Consider the following 16,869-nt stretch of genomic DNA (forward strand, 5'->3'; position numbering starts at 1 on the left):
AATTGAATGACATATTAAATGCGGCAATAGCCGCATTTTTTGTGGGTCATACTATTTGATTTTGGGTTATTCGATTTATTCATTATTCGCTATTAATTTGTGTAATAGTTGTACGCTTTTCCCTACAAAACTCACCTTAGGGGCTTTTCAAATCTTACGGTTTACGTCATAGTGTGCCCCGCAATTTTAAATAAAAATAATAAACAAACAGTCGAAAGCAGGCGTTTAGCCTTACATTTTATGTGCTTTAGCCTTATCGCTTAGATTGTTGTCTATCACCTATGTTTTAGGGGAAAAAAATGGAAGCATCTTTTTGGGATGGTAAGCGCGCACCGGGTGTTAATGACAGCATTACCGCTGATCTTGCACAATATGGCTCTGTTGTTGAAGTGATTGAAAAAGCCTTCAAAGACTACGCTGATCGTCCAGCCTTCACTAGCATCGGTTATACCGTCACGTATAAAGAAATCGATGAATTAAGTGGCGCATTTGCAAGCTACTTGCAAAACCATACAAATTTAAAGCCTGGCGATACCATCGCTGTGCAAATGCCAAATACCTTACAATATCCAATTGTTATGTACGGTGCTTTACGTGCAGGCATGCGCGTGACCAATACCAACCCACTTTATACCGAACGTGAAATGCTGCACCAGTTCAATGACTCAGGTGCAAAAGCATTAGTATGTATGGATGTTTTCGCCAAAAGTGTGCAAAACATTAAAGACCAAACCGGTCTAGAAACCATTATTGTGACAAGTCTTGCGGATATGCTGCCAACGGTTAAGCGTACCCTGATTAACTTTGTCATGAAAAATGTGAAGAAAATGGTACCCGCTTATAGCTTGCCTGACGCGATCCGCTTGCGTAAGGCATTGTCGTTAGGTAAAGGCAAAGCGTTTAAAGCTGCTCACATGGCTAACCCAACCGATACCATTATTTTGCAGTACACAGGTGGTACAACGGGTGTCGCAAAAGGGGCTGAACTAACAAACCGCAACCTTGTGGCAAACATGCTGCAATCCAAAAACATGTTGCATCAAGTAAATGCAAATGGTGAATTGTTAAAAGGCGAAGGCCAAGCCATCGCTGTGGCACCATTACCGCTTTATCACATTTATGCCTTTACTGTGCATTTGATGGCCTTGTTCGAGCAAGGGGATCACAGCGTATTAATTGCTAACCCGCGTGATACTGAAACGTTCATTAAATTCATTATGCCGTTTAAATTGAATGCCTTTGTTGGTTTGAATACGTTGTTCGTTTCATTAATGGCGAGCCCTAACTTTAAAAAGTTAGATTTCAGCGATCTTAAAATCACCCTATCAGGCGGTACCGCTTTGATGGACGATACGGCCAAGCGTTGGAAAGAACTAACGGGCACGGGCGTGTCTGAAGCGTATGGTCTGACGGAGTGTTCACCTGCGGTAACAATGAACCCTGCCGGTGGTTTAGAGCGCATGGGAACAGTTGGCCAAGCGGTACCAAGTACAGCGCTTATGTGTATCGATGACCAAGGCAATGAAGTGGCCATTGGTGAACGTGGTGAGCTTTGTGTGAAAGGCCCACAAGTGATGAAAGGTTACTGGAAACGTCCTGACGCATCAAAAGACGCCTTTACTGCAGATGGCGAATGGTTCCGCACGGGTGATGTTGCGATTATTGATGAAGATGGCTTTGTTAAAATCGTAGACCGCATTAAAGATATGATCTTAGTGTCTGGCTTTAATGTATTCCCTAACGAAATTGAAGCGGTTGTGTCTGAGCATCCTGATGTTGAGAACTGCGCGGTTATCGGCGTGCCGGATGATAAATCAGGTGAAGCGGTGAAATTATTTGTTGTAACCGATAATGCGAACCTTAAAGCAGAAGACGTGAAGGCGTTCCTGAAAGATAAGTTAACGGGCTACAAAATGCCGCGTCATATTGAGTTCCGTGATGAACTGCCAATGACGCCAGTGGGTAAAATTCTACGTCGCGAATTAAAAGACGAAGAAGAGGCCAAACGAGCTAAAACCGCAACGGCGGCGTAAGCTTAATCGGTCTATCAAAAAAGCCGCAAGGGTAACCTTGCGGCTTTTTTGCTTTTAGTACCCTGTGTCCGTAAAATGCGGCTCAATCCAATGTTGAGCCAACATCATGTCTAACGTAGTGCAAAGCCCTTTCGGTAGTAAAATCACCCCAGAAGAGATCATTGATACCCTGAGCTTTTTTGATGCCTGGGAAGAGCGTTACAAGTACATCATTGACCTTGGTAAGCAGTTGCCTGTGATGGATGACAGCTTAAAGACAGACGAACGCTTGATTGCAGGCTGTCAGAGTCAGGTATGGATTGAGCCCTACTCAATTGACGGTAAGCTTTATTTCGATGTGGCCAGTGATGCTTTCATCGTGTCAGGCTTATTAGGTGTTGTCATGGCCGCCTACAATGGCAAAACCCCAGAACAAGTCTTGGCTTTCGATATGGATGGCTTTTTTGGCGAGCTTGACTTGCTTAAACATCTAAGCCCAACCCGTGGCAATGGGTTGCGCAGTATGGTGGCGCGTATTCGTCACGTGGCTCAAGGCGCATAATCGAACGTAAAGTAAATTGCTCGTCTCTCTCTAAAGGGGAACGAGTTCACTTGTTTTCGGCCGAATTCTGGATAATACACCGCCTCATCTAGCAAGTTATCCACATACACAGACAGACTCCATCCCTTTGTTTTTAGCCAAGGCTCCAGTGATTGTTTAAATTGCACGGTGGCGAGCACATAGCTATTAGGTGATGGGTTAACAACGGCCACATTAGGGTTTAGATCCACAGGTTGAGTTGGCTCGCCAAAATAACTGGCATATAGGCCAAATTGTCGAGACGCCCATTGGGCACTGATGCCTTGCTTGATCATGATGTTAGGGGCGATACCGGTATCCTTCTGGCCGGTATCAGATTCGTTCTGCTGATAACTCGCGTTTCCTTCTAAGCGCCATTGAGCGTTAATATTCCAGTTGTATTCAAATTCAACCCCAGCGTAATCCACATGCCCAGCGTTTTTCAGTTTTACTGGAGATTGCGCCTCATCGCGCACAATCAGGTGTTCATGGTGGTTAATGTATAAGGTGCTGGCGAGGCGAAAGTCATGTGCATTGAATATATGTTGAAGTGTCCATGTCTGTATGGTTTCGGGTTCTAGGTTGTCATCGCCTTCTAAAAAGCCCGCCTTTAAAAATAAATCCAACCCAAAGGGTGAGCGGTACGCTTCGTCATAACCTAGCTTGAATGAATGTTGCTTGTTAACCGTATGGATATACATGATTCGGGGTGAAAAGCCTTCATTGTGCTCTTTGGTTGAATTGAACTGCGCCCCAGCAATGATGCGTCCAGCCTGTGAGAGTTTATGATTGATCTGGCCATAATAAGTGGCGCGCCATGTATCAATATCGGTATTTAGAGTGCCAGCCGATACGTTATCCCCAAGTAAATAGTCATAACTGGCGCCTGTAATGAGGCTTGTATTATCGCTAAGCGTGGTTTGTATGTAGGTATCTAATAAATAGCTGGTGGAGTCGGTAACAAAAAAGTCATCAGGAGTGCCCACTGACTGGCTAAAAATAAGGGCCTTATTTTCCATTTGGTTAATGGTGAGGTTTAAGTGCCAGTCTGATGCAGCCGATAAATTAAAGGCGTGGCCGATGTCGAAAAAGCGACGTTCAATATCCCAGTCGTCTGATGGGTACGATTGGAGGTTATTAGCACTGTCTATACGAGTATTGCTGATCAGCGCACTGAAGTTTAGCGAGCCAAAATTGCCATTAAGATGAAAGAATTCACTGTCATACCCCATGTCATGATCACCGTTTTCACCAACTTCACCAGCAATATTGTGATACGGCGCGCTTGGGTGTTCGATGAGTTGGGCGTTAACATGGATGCTGCCATGATCAAATTCTTGGCCAGCAGAGAGTGAGACCTTTTTGTCAGAGTCGCTGCCTGCGCGAATTAAGCCGCTGACGTGAGGTGAGTTTGACGATCGAGTGACGATGTTAAACACGCCAGAAAATGCGTTAGTGCCGTATAAAACAGAACCTGGGCCACGGATAATTTCAATCTGCTCAATGGTCTCGATGGGAAACGTAGCATATAGATCGCCATTCACACCACCTTGCCCGGCGTCCCTGAGTGGCCGACCATCTAGTAGAATAAGGACCTTATCATCAATATGAGTTTGTGAAACGGCTCGTACAGAGCTGCGGTTCCTAGGGTATAAAGAGGAGCCCATGACCTGAGTGTTGGCTAGGCGGTCAATTAGATCGCCCAGATTCAAGCCACCAAAGCGGCGAATGTGCTCGCGAGTGATGATAGAAATGACGCCAGGTGCTTGAGAGACCGCCTCAGAGCGCTTAGATGCCACCGAAATGGACATTAATTGCTCTAGGCTTAGGTCGAATAACCCATTTGCATTCGCGCTAAAGCTAAGACAAGAGGGGAGCATTGCCAGTAGTGGAACCAGGTATATCCCGTTAAATGCTTTGTACATGATAAATAGTCCATTAAACGGCATGCTTTAAGCGTAGTCCAATTGAGACAGTGCGATGGATTATTCACCATTTGGGCAGATGACTCCATGAGTCATGAAAGGGCGTAATGTCCGATAATTTATCAGCCACTGGGTATAAACTCATTAAGAGCTGGTTTAAAAACAACCAGTGGTATTTTGGTGTAAATACCGTATAATCCGCGGGTTTTTTGACACATCAGATCCTCTTTGGAGATATACAAATGGCCGTTGAACGTACTTTATCTATCGTTAAGCCTGACGCAGTTGCTAAAAATGTAATTGGTAAAATCTATAGCCGCTTTGAAGAAGCTGGCCTACAGGTTATTGCTTCTAAAATGGTTAACCTTTCTGACGAACTAGCTGGCGGTTTTTACGCTGAGCACAAAGAACGTCCTTTCTTCAAAGATCTTGTTGGTTTCATGACTTCTGGTCCTGTAATGATCCAAGTTCTAGAAGGCGAAGGCGCTGTTCTTAAAAACCGTGACCTAATGGGTGCAACTAACCCTAAAGAAGCTGACGCTGGTACTATCCGCGCTGACTTCGCAGAAAGCATCGATGCAAACGCTGTTCACGGTTCTGATTCTGTTGAATCTGCTACTCGTGAAATCAGCTACTTCTTCAAAGCTGAAGAAATCTGCGCACGTTAATTTTAACGTAGACGCAAATCGTGTTTAGGTAACCCTAAGCACGCGAAGGGGCGGATAGGGATGCATTTTACCCTCCGCCCTTTTTCCGTATTTAAGATAGCTCGATTTTTCGCAGTAGCTAATCAAGTTTTATAGGTGAACACATGACTAATGAACAAAAAAAGGTGAATCTTTTGGGCTTAAGCCCACAAAAGATGAAAGATTTTTTTGTCGAAATGGGAGAGAAGCCGTTTCGTGCTCAGCAGTTATTGAAGTGGATTCACCAAGTAGGCATTGAAGACTTCGACGACATGTCGAATGTTAGCAAAGTCATGCGTGATAAATTAAAAGACTTGGCGTGTGTAGAGTACCCAGAGGTGATCTATCACGACGTTTCAAAAGACGGCACCCAAAAGTGGGTCATGAAAATGCCGGGCGGTTCCAGTATCGAAACCGTTTATATTCCAGAAGGCGAGCGCGGTACATTGTGTGTGTCGTCACAAATAGGTTGTTCATTGGATTGCAGTTTTTGCTCCACTGGCAAGCAAGGGTTTAACCGTGATTTATCGGTGGCGGAAATCATTGGCCAAGTTTACGTAGCGGCAAAGAGTTTTGACAAGCCGGGTGAAAAACGTGAACGCAAGATCACCAACGTGGTAATGATGGGCATGGGTGAACCACTTATGAACTTTGACCATGTGGTTGATGCCATGGACCTCATGATGGATGACTTTTGTTATGGTCTATCCAAGCGTCGTGTGACACTAAGCACATCAGGTGTGGTGCCACGTCTGTATGATTTGGCTAAGGTGAGTGACGTATCACTTGCTGTATCGCTGCACGCACCAAATGATGAATTGCGTAACGTGCTGGTGCCAATCAACAAAAAATACCCAATCGAAGAATTAATGAAAGCGTGTAATCACTACATGAGTTCGCTGCCTGATCGTCGTAAACTCACCATCGAATACACCATGATGAACAAAGTAAACGACGAAATGGAACACGCAGAGCAATTGGCCGTTTTACTAAAAGATACGCCGTGTAAGATTAACTTAATTCCATTTAACCCGTTCCCAAATTCGGGTTATGAGCGTCCTAGTAATAATCGCGTTTATAAATTCCGCGATTACCTTCACAGCCAAGGTTTCATCGTGACGATTCGCAGTACCCGCGGTGATGACATCGATGCTGCGTGTGGTCAGCTAGTGGGACAAGTTGAAGATAGAACGCGTCGCAGTGAGCGCTACATTAAAATGCACGAAATAAACGATAATTCTCCGTCGGTATAATAAATAGAAACTCTATGATGATAATTAAACAAACAACCTTAATTGCACTCGTTATGATGCTGGCGGGTTGTGTGACCGTAATGGACAGCCGCTTTACTAAAAAGATAGATAGTGAAAAAGCAGTTGAAACCTATGTGGCGCTTGGTGTGGGTTATTTGCGTAATGGCAACATGCCACTTGCACGTAAGAAAATCGAACGTGCATTAGAAATTGCACCCGATAGTGCCTCAGCACACAGTGCCATGGCAACCTACTGGATTGAGCGTAATGAAATCGACTTGGCTCAAAAAGAATTTGAAATCGCACTCGACCTAGACGATGAACACAGCCCAACTAATTATCATTATGGCCGTTTTTTGTTTGCCATTAAAAAAGAACAAAGAGGGTGTGAGTATATTGAAAAATCGGCAAAGGATATTGATTACACTGCTCGAGTACTGGCCTATGAAAACTTAGCATTATGTTATAACCACTTTAATCAAGAAAAACGAGCTGTTGAAGCGTTTGAAAAAGCGTGGTCGTTAGATGTGAGCAGCACTATTTCTAGTTTGAATTTAGCCCATATTTATTTACAGCGTGATCGTGTAGATATTGCCAATCGTTGGTTTTATCGTTTTGAAACCACATTGAAGACTCAGCAACTGCCGCACAATGCAGCCAGTTTATATACCGGTGTGATGTTGGCAAAAGCCAGTCGTGATAAAAATGCAGAAGCCAGTTATGCGTTTAAGTTAAAAAAGCGCTTTCCTAAATCTGATGAATACAAGCGTTACCGCGCCAGCCAAAATTGAGTTAATTGCCCACTATGAATAAGCAAGGTCAGTCCCCAATTAAACGCCGTGTCTCTCGCCAAATTATGGTGGGTAATGTGCCGGTTGGTGGCGATGCCCCCATCGCAGTGCAAAGCATGACGAACACAGAAACCTGTGATGTGGCGGCGACCGTTGCGCAAATTAAAGCGCTAGAAGATGTAGGTGCCGATATTGTGCGTGTTAGCGTTCCGTCAATGGAAGCGGCAGAAGCTTTTGGTGAAATTAAAAAATTAGTCAACGTGCCGCTTGTGACCGATATCCATTTTGATTATAAGATTGCATTGCGTGTTGCCGAGCTAGGCGCGGATTGTTTGCGTATTAACCCGGGTAACATTGGTCGCGAAGACCGTGTGCGTGCGGTTGTGGATGCAGCGCGTCATCATGGCATTCCGATTCGTATTGGTGTAAATGCCGGATCATTAGAAAAAGACTTACAGAAAAAATATGGCGAGCCAACACCAGAAGCACTTGTTGAAAGCGCCATGCGTCACATTGATATATTGGATCGATTAAACTTTCCTGACTTTAAATTAAGCTTAAAAGCCTCTGATGTGTTTATGACCGTGGCAGCGTATCGTCAAATAGCGTCGCAAATTGAACAACCTTTGCATCTGGGTATTACGGAAGCGGGTGGGTTACGCAGTGGTACCGTTAAAAGTTCGGTCGGTTTAGGTATGTTATTAATGGACGGTATTGGCGACACGCTACGCGTATCGTTAGCGGCAGACCCAATACAAGAAATTAAAGTGGGTTTTGATATTTTAAAAAGCTTAAAGCTGCGCAGTAAAGGCATTAACTTTATCGCTTGCCCAAGTTGTTCTCGTCAGAATTTTGATGTGGTGAAAACCATGAACGATTTAGAAACCCGTGTTGAGGATATCTTAACACCGCTTGATGTATCTGTGATTGGCTGCGTAGTAAATGGCCCAGGCGAAGCGAAAGAAACCGATTTAGGTTTAACCGGTGGTAGCCCAAACAATTTAGTGTATGAAGACGGCGTACCAAGCGGTAAGTTAAATAATGAAAACTTGGTGGATAATTTAGAAAAAATGATCCGCCGTAAAGTGGCTGAAAAAGAAGCCGCTGACGCATTAATTATCGCAAAAGTATAACGCGATAGAGCTACGAAAAGAATTTAAGGAAATCATTTTGGCGCAGAAAAATATTCAAGCCATTCGTGGAATGAACGACATACTACCGGGTCAAACTCAGGTATGGCGTTATTTAGAAGATCAAGTGAAAGCGGTTTTAGATGGCCATGGCTATCAAGAAATTCGTATGCCAATGGTTGAAGAAACCCGTTTATTTAAACGCTCTATTGGTGAAGTCACCGATATTGTTGAAAAAGAAATGTACACCTTTGACGACCGTAACGGCGATAGTTTAACACTGCGCCCAGAAGGCACAGCAAGTTGTGTGCGAGCGTGTGATGAACACCAATTAATTGCCAACAACCAGCGTCAGCGCCTTTGGTATATGGGCCCAATGTTCCGTTACGAGCGCCCACAAAAAGGCCGTTATCGTCAGTTTCATCAAATAGGTGTCGAAACCTTTGGTATGGCTGGCCCAGACATCGATGCCGAATTGATTGTGATGACGCACCTGCTTTGGCAGCGTTTAAATATTCGAGACAAGGTGACGTTGCAACTGAATACGCTGGGCAGTAATGAAGCGCGTATTAATTATAAAGCAGCACTGGTTGAGTATTTATCTGCCCGTAAAGACGAGCTAGATGAAGACAGCCAGCGTCGTTTAGAATCGAATCCATTGCGTATATTGGACTCTAAAAACGAGCAAACTCAAACACTGTTAAATGACGCACCTGATTTCTTCGATTATTTAGATGAAGAGTCAGCCGAACATTTTTCTCAGCTTCGGGCACTTTTAGATGCCGTTGGCGTCGAATACGAAATCAACCCTCGCTTGGTGCGCGGTTTAGATTATTACAGCAAAACCGTATTTGAATGGGTAACAACAGAGCTCGGCGCGCAAGGTACAGTTTGTGCTGGTGGTCGTTACGATGGTTTAGTTGAGCAGCTAGGTGGTAAGCCAACACCGGCTGTGGGTTTTGCCATGGGGATTGAGCGTTTGATCTTAATGCTTGAAGCCTTAGATGTGATTCCTGAAGCTGTGCATAACTATCTTGATGTGTACTTGGTTGCTGTAGGTGAGGTTACTTCTGGTGCCATGCAAGTGGCTGCGAAGTTACGTGAGCAATTGCCGAACTTACGCCTACAAATGCACATGGGCGGCGGTAACTTTAAGAAGCAAATGAAAAAAGCCAACGAAAGCGGTGCAAACTTTGCGCTGATTTTAGGTGAAGATGAAGTGGCTAACGGCCAAGCCAGTATTAAGCCTTTGCGTGACCAAACCGAACAGGTGAGCGTTGCCCAATCCGACTTAGCTACTTGGTTTAAGCAAGCGCTATAAAAGCAGATTAAATTACGATACAGTCGTTGCTAACAACGACTGACTTTCATTAGATTAACAGGCATTTGTTCAGCCTTAATTAGAATAAAAAATCGGAGCCAAAACATGACCGACATGCGCACAGAAGAAGAACAAATTGAAGCCATCAAAAAATGGTGGAAAGAAAACGGTAAACAAACCATGGTTGCCCTAGTTGTGGTACTGGGTGGTTGGTTTGGCTATCAAGGCTATGAAGGCCAACAAAAACAAGCAGGTGAAGCCGCTTCGGTTGTTTATCAAGAAGTATTAACACTGCAAAACAGCGAATCAGAAGAAGACAAAGGTCGTCGCGCGATTCTGCTTGATCAACTGCAAAAAGAATATAGCTCGACGGTTTATGCTCAATACGCCGGTTTATATAAAGCTAAAGAAGCGGTAGACGCAGGTGACCTTACTGCTGCGGCGAGCGAATTAGACGCCGTGAAGAACAACACATCGGATGACGCATTGCGTCACCTTGCAACGGTACGTTTAGCACGTGTGCTGGTTGCACAAGATAAAGCAGACGAAGCGTTAAGTTTATTAGCGACAGATTCAACGTCTGCATTTAGCGCAGAATACTTTGAAACAAAAGGCGATGCATTATTAGCCAAAGGCGATGAAGCCGGTGCACGTGATGCATATAGCCAAGCAGTGGTTGAAGCTCAACGTATTGGTGCCAATAATCCAGTTTTAAAAATGAAACTTGATGATTTAGCGGTGGCTAACTAATGCGTTTATTGTTTGTATTATTGTTGGTGAGCTTGGCAGCATGCTCAAGCAATGATAAAAAAGAACAGGAAGACCTTGGGCCAAAAGCACTGCAAGGGATTGATGAAGAAATTCAACTTTCCCAGTTGTGGCGTCATCAGGTTGGTAACGGTATGGGCAAAGCCTATGCACGCTTACAGCCTGTCATTGACGGCGGCTTTATTTATGTTGCCAGCGCCAACGGATTAGTTGAAGCGTTATCACTAGAAAGCGGTAACCTTGTGTGGAAACAAAACGTTGATGCTGAAATTACAGCAGCAGTAGCGGTACATGACGGCAAAGGTTATGTTGCGACGGCTAACGGTGATGTGATTGCGCTGAATACGATTGATGGTAAAGAAATCTGGCGTAAAAATATTAAGTCAGAAGTATTGTCTGTGCCGGTTGTGCAAGGTGATGATATTGCGTTGCAAACCGTTGATGGCAAGTTACATGTTATCGATGCCGAAAACGGTAAATCTCGCTGGAGCTATGACAGCAACTTACCCAATTTATCGTTACGCGGTACTTCGCAACCAATTTTCCATGGCGGCAGTGTGATAGCAGGGTTTGCCAGCGGCAAAGTGGTTGGCCTGAACACTAAAAATGGCATGGTGCTGTGGCAAGAACGTATTGGCATTCCAGCTGGGCGTAGTGAGCTAGAACGTTTAGTCGATGTAGATGGTCGTTTGCTAGTGAAAGACGACACTTTATTTGTTGCCGGTTACCAAGGTCATGTTATGGCCATCGACTTGCGCAACGGCAAAGCCATGTGGAAGCGTGAAGCATCGAGTTATCACGGCCCACTTAATGGCCTAGGCAATATTTATTTGGTTTCAGCAGATGACCATATTGTGGCCATCGATGATCAAAGTACAAACGAAGTATGGTTACAAGCCGATCTAGAAGCGCGCCAATTAAGTGAGCCCGTTTTATTTGCAAACCATATTGCGGTTACCGATTTTGAAGGCTACATACACTTAATTAAGCAACTTGACGGCACGATCGTTGGCCGTGATCAGTTAGTGCGACCACCACTTCCTTGGGTACGCACCGGCAGTTACGGTATTAAGCATCCGTCACGTCAATTTGATTATGATGACGGTATTCGCACACGTTTACTTGCCCAAGGTGACTACCTTGTGGCGATCAGTAACTCCGGTTACTTGAGTGTGTTTAAGCTCGATAAGTAAGTAACACCATAAAATGCCCCCGCAGGCTGGCTTGTGGGGGCATTTTTGCATATGACACAACCATTCGGCAGCATTTGCTTAACGCTTTCGCAGGCAAAAACTGCTATTATACGCACATATACACCATAGAATCGCACGCCTAATGAATCCTGTAATTGCCCTTGTGGGCCGCCCAAATGTGGGTAAGTCCACTTTGTTTAACCGCCTAACGCGCTCGCGTGATGCCCTAGTGGCAGACGTTGCCGGCTTAACTCGTGACCGTAAATACGGTGCGGGTAAGGTGGGCGAACGCGATTACATCGTTGTGGATACCGGCGGTATCAGCGGCATGGAAATCGGCCTTGATGAAAAAATGGCTGAGCAAAGCTTCCAAGCCATCGAAGAAGCCGATGTCGTTTTGTTCTTAGTGGATGCCCGTGCAGGTTTAACCCCTGCCGATATTATGATCTCTAAGCACCTTCGCACCCTCGAAAAGAAAACCTATGTCGTTGTAAACAAAATTGATGGCTTAAATCCAGATATCGCCGTATTGGACTTCCATGAGTTAGGCTTAGGTGAATTACAAGTCATCGCCGCCGCCCATAACCGTGGTGTTAGCTTATTGATGGAAATGGTTCTTGCTGAACTGCCATCTGAGTTTGATGTAATTGAAGGCGAAGAGGAAGATAAAAGCCGAGGCATTAAAATCTCGGTAGTCGGCCGACCAAACGTCGGTAAATCGACCCTAGTTAATCGCATGCTGGGTGAAGATCGCGTGGTGGTTTTTGACGAAGCTGGCACCACCATGGACAGCATCTATATTCCTTACGAGCGTCATGAACAAAAGTACACCCTAATTGATACTGCGGGTGTTCGTCGTCGTAAAAGTATTACCGAAGCGGTAGAAAAGTTCTCCATCATCAAAACCCTTCAGGCTATTCAAGATAGTAATGTGTGTGTGCTCGTAATCGATGCCCGTGACGGAATCGTTGAGCAAGACCTCACTATGCTGAGCTTTGTATTGAATGCGGGCCGCGCTTTAGTTATCGCATTGAATAAATGGGATGGCATGGAAACCGAGCAAAAAGATTTCGTGAAAAAAGAAATCGAACGCCGTTTAACCTTTGCTGACTGGGCTGACATGCATTTCATCAGCGCCTTGCACGGTACGGGTGTGGGTAACTTATACGATTCAGTGAATGACGCATATGAAAGTGCCCATTTAAACATGTCGACCTCGCAACTTACGCGTATTCTTGAAGATGCGGTTATGGATCACCAACCACCGGTTGTAGGCACATCACGTGTTAAATTACGCTATGCGCACCAAGGAGGCATGAATCCACCGATTATTGTTGTGCATGGTAATAAAACCAATTCACTACCAGATAGCTACAAACGTTATTTGGGTAACACGTTTAGGCGTGTACTAAAAATCAGCGGCACACCGATTCGTTTTGAATTTAAATCAGGCGCAAACCCATTTGGTGATACCAAAGAAGAACATATCTTCAATAAATCCAAGCGTGGTGATCGTTTAAGACAAACCGATACGATCCGTCGTGCTAAACACCAAAAGGTGAAAGCACGTAAAGGCAAGGCGAACCGAAAAAGTCAGCCTTAAGATTAAGAGTTAACGCTAACGCCCTACGGGGCGTTTTTTATATGTGCCGAAATAGAGTGCAAAAGCATGACAAAACTTTATGGCCAAGAAGATGCCACCTATCAAGCCGCAGGTGAATATGATGGGATTAAAAAACTAGTTGATGACTTTTACGACATTATGTCTGAACTAAAAGAATCACAACATATTCGTCAAATGCACCCAAGCGACCTAGAAGTATCCCGCGATAAACTCACTCGCTTTTTATGCGCTTGGACAGGCGGACCCCGTTTATATCGTGAAAAATATGGCCCAATATCCATTCCACAAGCCCATGCTCATTTGACTATTGGCAATGCTGAAAGGGATGCTTGGTTATTGTGTATGAAACAAGCCTTGGCAAAACAAGATTACCCTCAAGATTTTCAAGAATATATGATTATGCAATTGGCTGTACCTGCTGAGCGCTGTCGTAACGCGGATTGATTTTATTGGTGCTTAATAAACATAAAAAACCGGATCATGAAAGTGATCAGGTTTTTTATGTTTGAATAATTAAGGTTTATTTTATTTAAGAAAATGCTCGTAGGCGTTTCTAGCGCTCTATAGCGGTCGCTTTTTAGAAAAATAAATTAACCAAATATACTCACGGTTTGCTGGCTCATCACAATGGCTTTGCCGTTTTCATCCCACATGGTTGAATCAATATGACTGTAGCCATCTTGTGCTTGTTTAATGTTGGCTTCGTATTGCCACCATTCATTAGCAGTTGCTTGCAGTGGCGTATCAATAAAGCTCATGTTCCAAGTGAGAGAGCTGCCAGAAGTTGGTTTTGTTAGCAGTGAAAACGTGGCCGGTGGCCAAGCATCTAGTAGTGCTAAAATTTGTGGCACGTTAATAGGCTGAGTGCATGTGTCTTTTAATTTTATCCAGCCACCCATAACGGTTTGAGTGGATCCCATAAACGGCATTTTTCCTTCGGTACAACGGTAGTCAAAATGCTGGGTAAAGTCTGGCGTTACATTGGGAATAAACGGAAAAGCGGTCACCGCCTCAGGCTCTTTAGTGGCGGGTGCTTGTTCGTAGTTAATTTTAATTTCGGACTCACGCGCACCACCAAAGCTGGCTAACATCACGGCGCATGGCGCGTCATTTTGATAGGCGCTTAGTTGAACTTGTGTTGCTGATTTACCTGCCCGCAATACTTTTACAACCACATCCATTTCACCTGGTGCAACGGGTGCCACAAATGACAACATGATGGAGCGGATAACGCGATCGTGGCTGACGGATGCTGGCATTTTTTCATACATCATTGCAGCGACTAAGCCACCAAAGGTTGCTCGGCCTTGCCCCCATTTTTCCGGTACGGTTAGAGTGACGTCTGTCGTTTGGCGAACGTGGTTCATTATGTCGTTAAAATTCATATATGGTTTCTCTTTTAAAAGCCATTGCTTTGGTTGAGCTGACTTGTATTTCTGTTTGATAGTTTTTCATCTAAAAAGGATACGACTTTTTTGGCGTATTGCTCGGGCTGAGTTTGATAAGCGAGAGTGTGTTTGGCGTCTTTTACTTGCCAAAACTGCGTAGCGGTTTTCTTTTGTAATTCATTAAAGAGTAGCCGCCCATCTTTTATTGGGGTATAGACATCGTCATCGCCATAAATTAATAGCATGTCGGGTTCGCCCACTAAATTTTGTGCGGCAAGGCTTGGACGTAAATTACGTTCGCCTTTTGGGTAGAGTATTTTAGAAAGTTGAATGCCCAGTTTGGGAATCGGATAGCGGCTCCAAAAATGCAGTAACGTAGGAAATGCCGATTCGATTACCGCCGCTTTAAATGGGTGATGAATGTGAGACATAGCACATACACTCATAGACCCTCCCATTGACGCACCCAATACCGCAATGGGTAATTCAGGAAATTCAGCTTGTAACAAATGGCCTGCGGCTAAAACATCAAGCGGGTAATCCATTGTGGTTGACGTGCTTTCGCCAAACCCATTTAAGTCGAATACCATGACATGGTAGCCCGCTTGTCGTAATAGCTCAGCATGGCCGTGTTTTAGCCAAAACCCTTTTGCAATGGTGCCCATGGGGTGAACCATCAAGACAGCGCCTTTGACTACACTTGTATAGGCAAGTGCCGTTAATGTTGAAAGGGTTGCATCAGACTCGCTTTTCACACTGCGAGCCTGCCACTGTGACGGATCAATTTCCTCAGGCCAGCGCCAAGGCTTCATAAAGCGGCCAAAAAACGGCTTTTTAAATAATTGATAAACAGCATGTTTCATAACGGTGTCCTTGTTTGATCGCGCGCTTCAATTGCTTTATGCATAGTAAGCATTGACGCTGGCAGGCAATATAGTCAAAAATGACTAATTACATGCGAATTTGGACTAGGCTATGACTGCTCCCATGAAAGTCACTATCTTAATGGCCGATATGTGCTCTGCCACCAGCGTAGCGGCCACATTGGAATTTTTTGAGTGCGCCAATGTGCTGTATCAATATGCTGAAGGCCGCCAGTCAGCTTTACAAGCGCCCAAAGCCAATTTATTTGAAGTGGAAACCGCTTCAATGGATGGTTTATCGGTTTATTGCACGGGCAAACTAGAACTTAAGCCCAATAAAGCTCTGTATGATATTGATCGTACAGGTTTGATTGTGGTGCCAGGCTTTATGTTTAGTATCTTGTCGGTCTTGCCAAAGCTTGAGCCCATGGTGGATTGGCTTAAACAACAGCACGATAACGGCAGTTATATTGCGAGCATTTGTACCGGTGCCTTTGTGGTGGCGAAAACCGGTTTATTAGATGGTCGGTCGGCGACCACACACTGGCTATTTAGTGAGCAATTTAGTCGAAGTTTTCCACAGGTAAAATTGAATATTGAGCGCACCGTTACCGAAGATGGGCAAATCATGTGCTCTGGCGGCTCAACCAGTAGCAGTGATTTATTATTGCACTTGATTCGAAAATTCACTTCGCCACAACTGGCAGCTGAGTGTGCAAAAAAATTACTGATTGATATTATACCTCGTACACAAACCCCGTATTCGTGCACAACGTTCAAGAAAAACCACACAGATGCCGATATTCTAAAAATACAAATCTGGCTAGAAAACAATCTTGCAAAAAGTGTCAACATGGAGGCATTGGTGAAAGAGTTTGCATTGAGCATGCGCAATTTCATTCGCCGTTTTAAAGACGCTACTGCGCAAACCCCTGTGCAGTATTTACAAAACTTGCGCATCGAAAAAGCCAAGCATTTATTAGAAAGCTCTAAGCAATCCTTTGAAACCATCACTCAGCAAGTGGGATATGAAGATGGCAATTCATTTAGGCGTTTATTTAAAGAAAGAGTAGGTTTATCGCCAATGGCGTACCGTAAGCGCTTTGATAGTCGAGGGGACTTTTAAAGCATTAAGTATTGATTTTTTGACAGTAGGCTAACTAGAAATTTCAGCTCATCATTGAAGATAAAACCAGTATCGAGGTTGATCCATTAGATTGGATTGCTAGATAGCGGGTGATATTTTTATGTTAAGTTGATCTAATATTTTTTGTATATTTATTATTCAGCGCTTAATATTTTTTATCAATTATCCAGTCACGGTAATTCACCTGA

At 44.2% G+C, this 16,869-nt stretch carries 15 protein-coding genes; 12 read left to right on the forward strand and 3 right to left on the reverse strand.

The window, feature by feature from the left end:
• Nucleotides 1-299: 299 nt before the first annotated feature.
• Both ACU6U9_RS09660 and ACU6U9_RS09665 read left to right on the forward strand, forming a co-directional pair.
• Nucleotides 300-2,033, forward strand: coding sequence for an AMP-binding protein (locus ACU6U9_RS09660; RefSeq protein WP_446734807.1), 1,734 nt, complete (start codon nt 300-302; stop codon nt 2,031-2,033).
• A gap of 106 nt (nt 2,034-2,139) precedes the next feature.
• Entirely contained in the window at nt 2,140-2,574 is a 435-nt protein-coding gene (locus tag ACU6U9_RS09665) for a SufE family protein (protein WP_446734808.1), read from the forward strand.
• Here ACU6U9_RS09665 and ACU6U9_RS09670 read toward each other — a convergent pair.
• Nucleotides 2,562-4,403, reverse strand: coding sequence for a TonB-dependent receptor plug domain-containing protein (locus ACU6U9_RS09670; protein WP_446734809.1), 1,842 nt, complete (start codon nt 4,401-4,403; stop codon nt 2,562-2,564). The genes ACU6U9_RS09665 and ACU6U9_RS09670 overlap by 13 nt on opposite strands.
• A 356-nt stretch (nt 4,404-4,759) precedes the next feature.
• On the opposite strand from ACU6U9_RS09670, the gene ndk reads away from it, so the two are divergent.
• From ndk to ACU6U9_RS09715, 9 genes are all read left to right on the forward strand, one after another.
• Complete coding sequence (gene ndk, locus ACU6U9_RS09675) at nt 4,760-5,185, forward strand: nucleoside-diphosphate kinase (protein ID WP_446734810.1); 426 nt, start codon at nt 4,760-4,762, stop codon at nt 5,183-5,185.
• Between the two features lie 143 nt (nt 5,186-5,328).
• Nucleotides 5,329-6,456, forward strand: a complete 1,128-nt coding sequence (gene rlmN / locus ACU6U9_RS09680; RefSeq protein ID WP_446734811.1) for a 23S rRNA (adenine(2503)-C(2))-methyltransferase RlmN — start codon at nt 5,329-5,331, stop codon at nt 6,454-6,456.
• Nucleotides 6,457-6,470: 14 nt separating this feature from the next.
• A complete protein-coding gene (pilW, locus tag ACU6U9_RS09685; protein WP_446734812.1) occupies nt 6,471-7,247 on the forward strand; it encodes a type IV pilus biogenesis/stability protein PilW in 777 nt (258 codons plus the stop codon).
• 14 nt (nt 7,248-7,261) lie between these two features.
• Nucleotides 7,262-8,380 (forward strand): flavodoxin-dependent (E)-4-hydroxy-3-methylbut-2-enyl-diphosphate synthase, encoded by a 1,119-nt coding sequence (ispG, locus tag ACU6U9_RS09690; RefSeq protein ID WP_446734813.1) that lies wholly within the window; start codon nt 7,262-7,264, stop codon nt 8,378-8,380.
• A gap of 37 nt (nt 8,381-8,417) precedes the next feature.
• A complete protein-coding gene (gene hisS / locus ACU6U9_RS09695) occupies nt 8,418-9,698 on the forward strand; it encodes a histidine--tRNA ligase (protein WP_446734814.1) in 1,281 nt (426 codons plus the stop codon).
• A gap of 105 nt (nt 9,699-9,803) precedes the next feature.
• Nucleotides 9,804-10,448: a YfgM family protein gene (locus tag ACU6U9_RS09700; protein WP_446734815.1), complete on the forward strand. Its 645-nt coding sequence runs from the start codon at nt 9,804-9,806 to the stop codon at nt 10,446-10,448.
• Complete coding sequence (gene bamB, locus ACU6U9_RS09705; protein ID WP_446734816.1) at nt 10,448-11,659, forward strand: outer membrane protein assembly factor BamB; 1,212 nt, start codon at nt 10,448-10,450, stop codon at nt 11,657-11,659. Before ACU6U9_RS09700 ends, bamB begins: the two co-directional genes overlap by 1 nt.
• A 142-nt stretch (nt 11,660-11,801) precedes the next feature.
• On the forward strand, nt 11,802-13,262 hold the full coding sequence (gene der / locus ACU6U9_RS09710; protein ID WP_446734817.1) for a ribosome biogenesis GTPase Der: 1,461 nt from the start codon (nt 11,802-11,804) through the stop codon (nt 13,260-13,262).
• Nucleotides 13,263-13,328: 66 nt separating this feature from the next.
• Nucleotides 13,329-13,727, forward strand: coding sequence for a group II truncated hemoglobin (locus tag ACU6U9_RS09715; RefSeq protein WP_446734818.1), 399 nt, complete (start codon nt 13,329-13,331; stop codon nt 13,725-13,727).
• A 146-nt stretch (nt 13,728-13,873) separates the two neighbouring features.
• Here ACU6U9_RS09715 and ACU6U9_RS09720 read toward each other — a convergent pair whose 3' ends face one another.
• A complete protein-coding gene (locus tag ACU6U9_RS09720) occupies nt 13,874-14,668 on the reverse strand; it encodes an acyl-CoA thioesterase (RefSeq protein ID WP_446734819.1) in 795 nt (264 codons plus the stop codon).
• A 14-nt stretch (nt 14,669-14,682) separates the two neighbouring features.
• Nucleotides 14,683-15,534, reverse strand: a complete 852-nt coding sequence (locus ACU6U9_RS09725; RefSeq protein WP_446734820.1) for an alpha/beta hydrolase family protein — start codon at nt 15,532-15,534, stop codon at nt 14,683-14,685.
• 112 nt (nt 15,535-15,646) lie between these two features.
• On the opposite strand from ACU6U9_RS09725, the gene ACU6U9_RS09730 reads away from it, so the two are divergent.
• Nucleotides 15,647-16,660 carry a GlxA family transcriptional regulator gene (locus tag ACU6U9_RS09730; RefSeq protein WP_446734821.1) on the forward strand — a complete coding sequence of 338 codons (1,014 nt, stop codon included), beginning with the start codon at nt 15,647-15,649 and terminating at the stop codon, nt 16,658-16,660.
• Nucleotides 16,661-16,869 lie beyond the last annotated feature (209 nt).

The sequence above is a fragment of the Pseudomonas sp. HK3 genome (assembly GCF_052920985.1).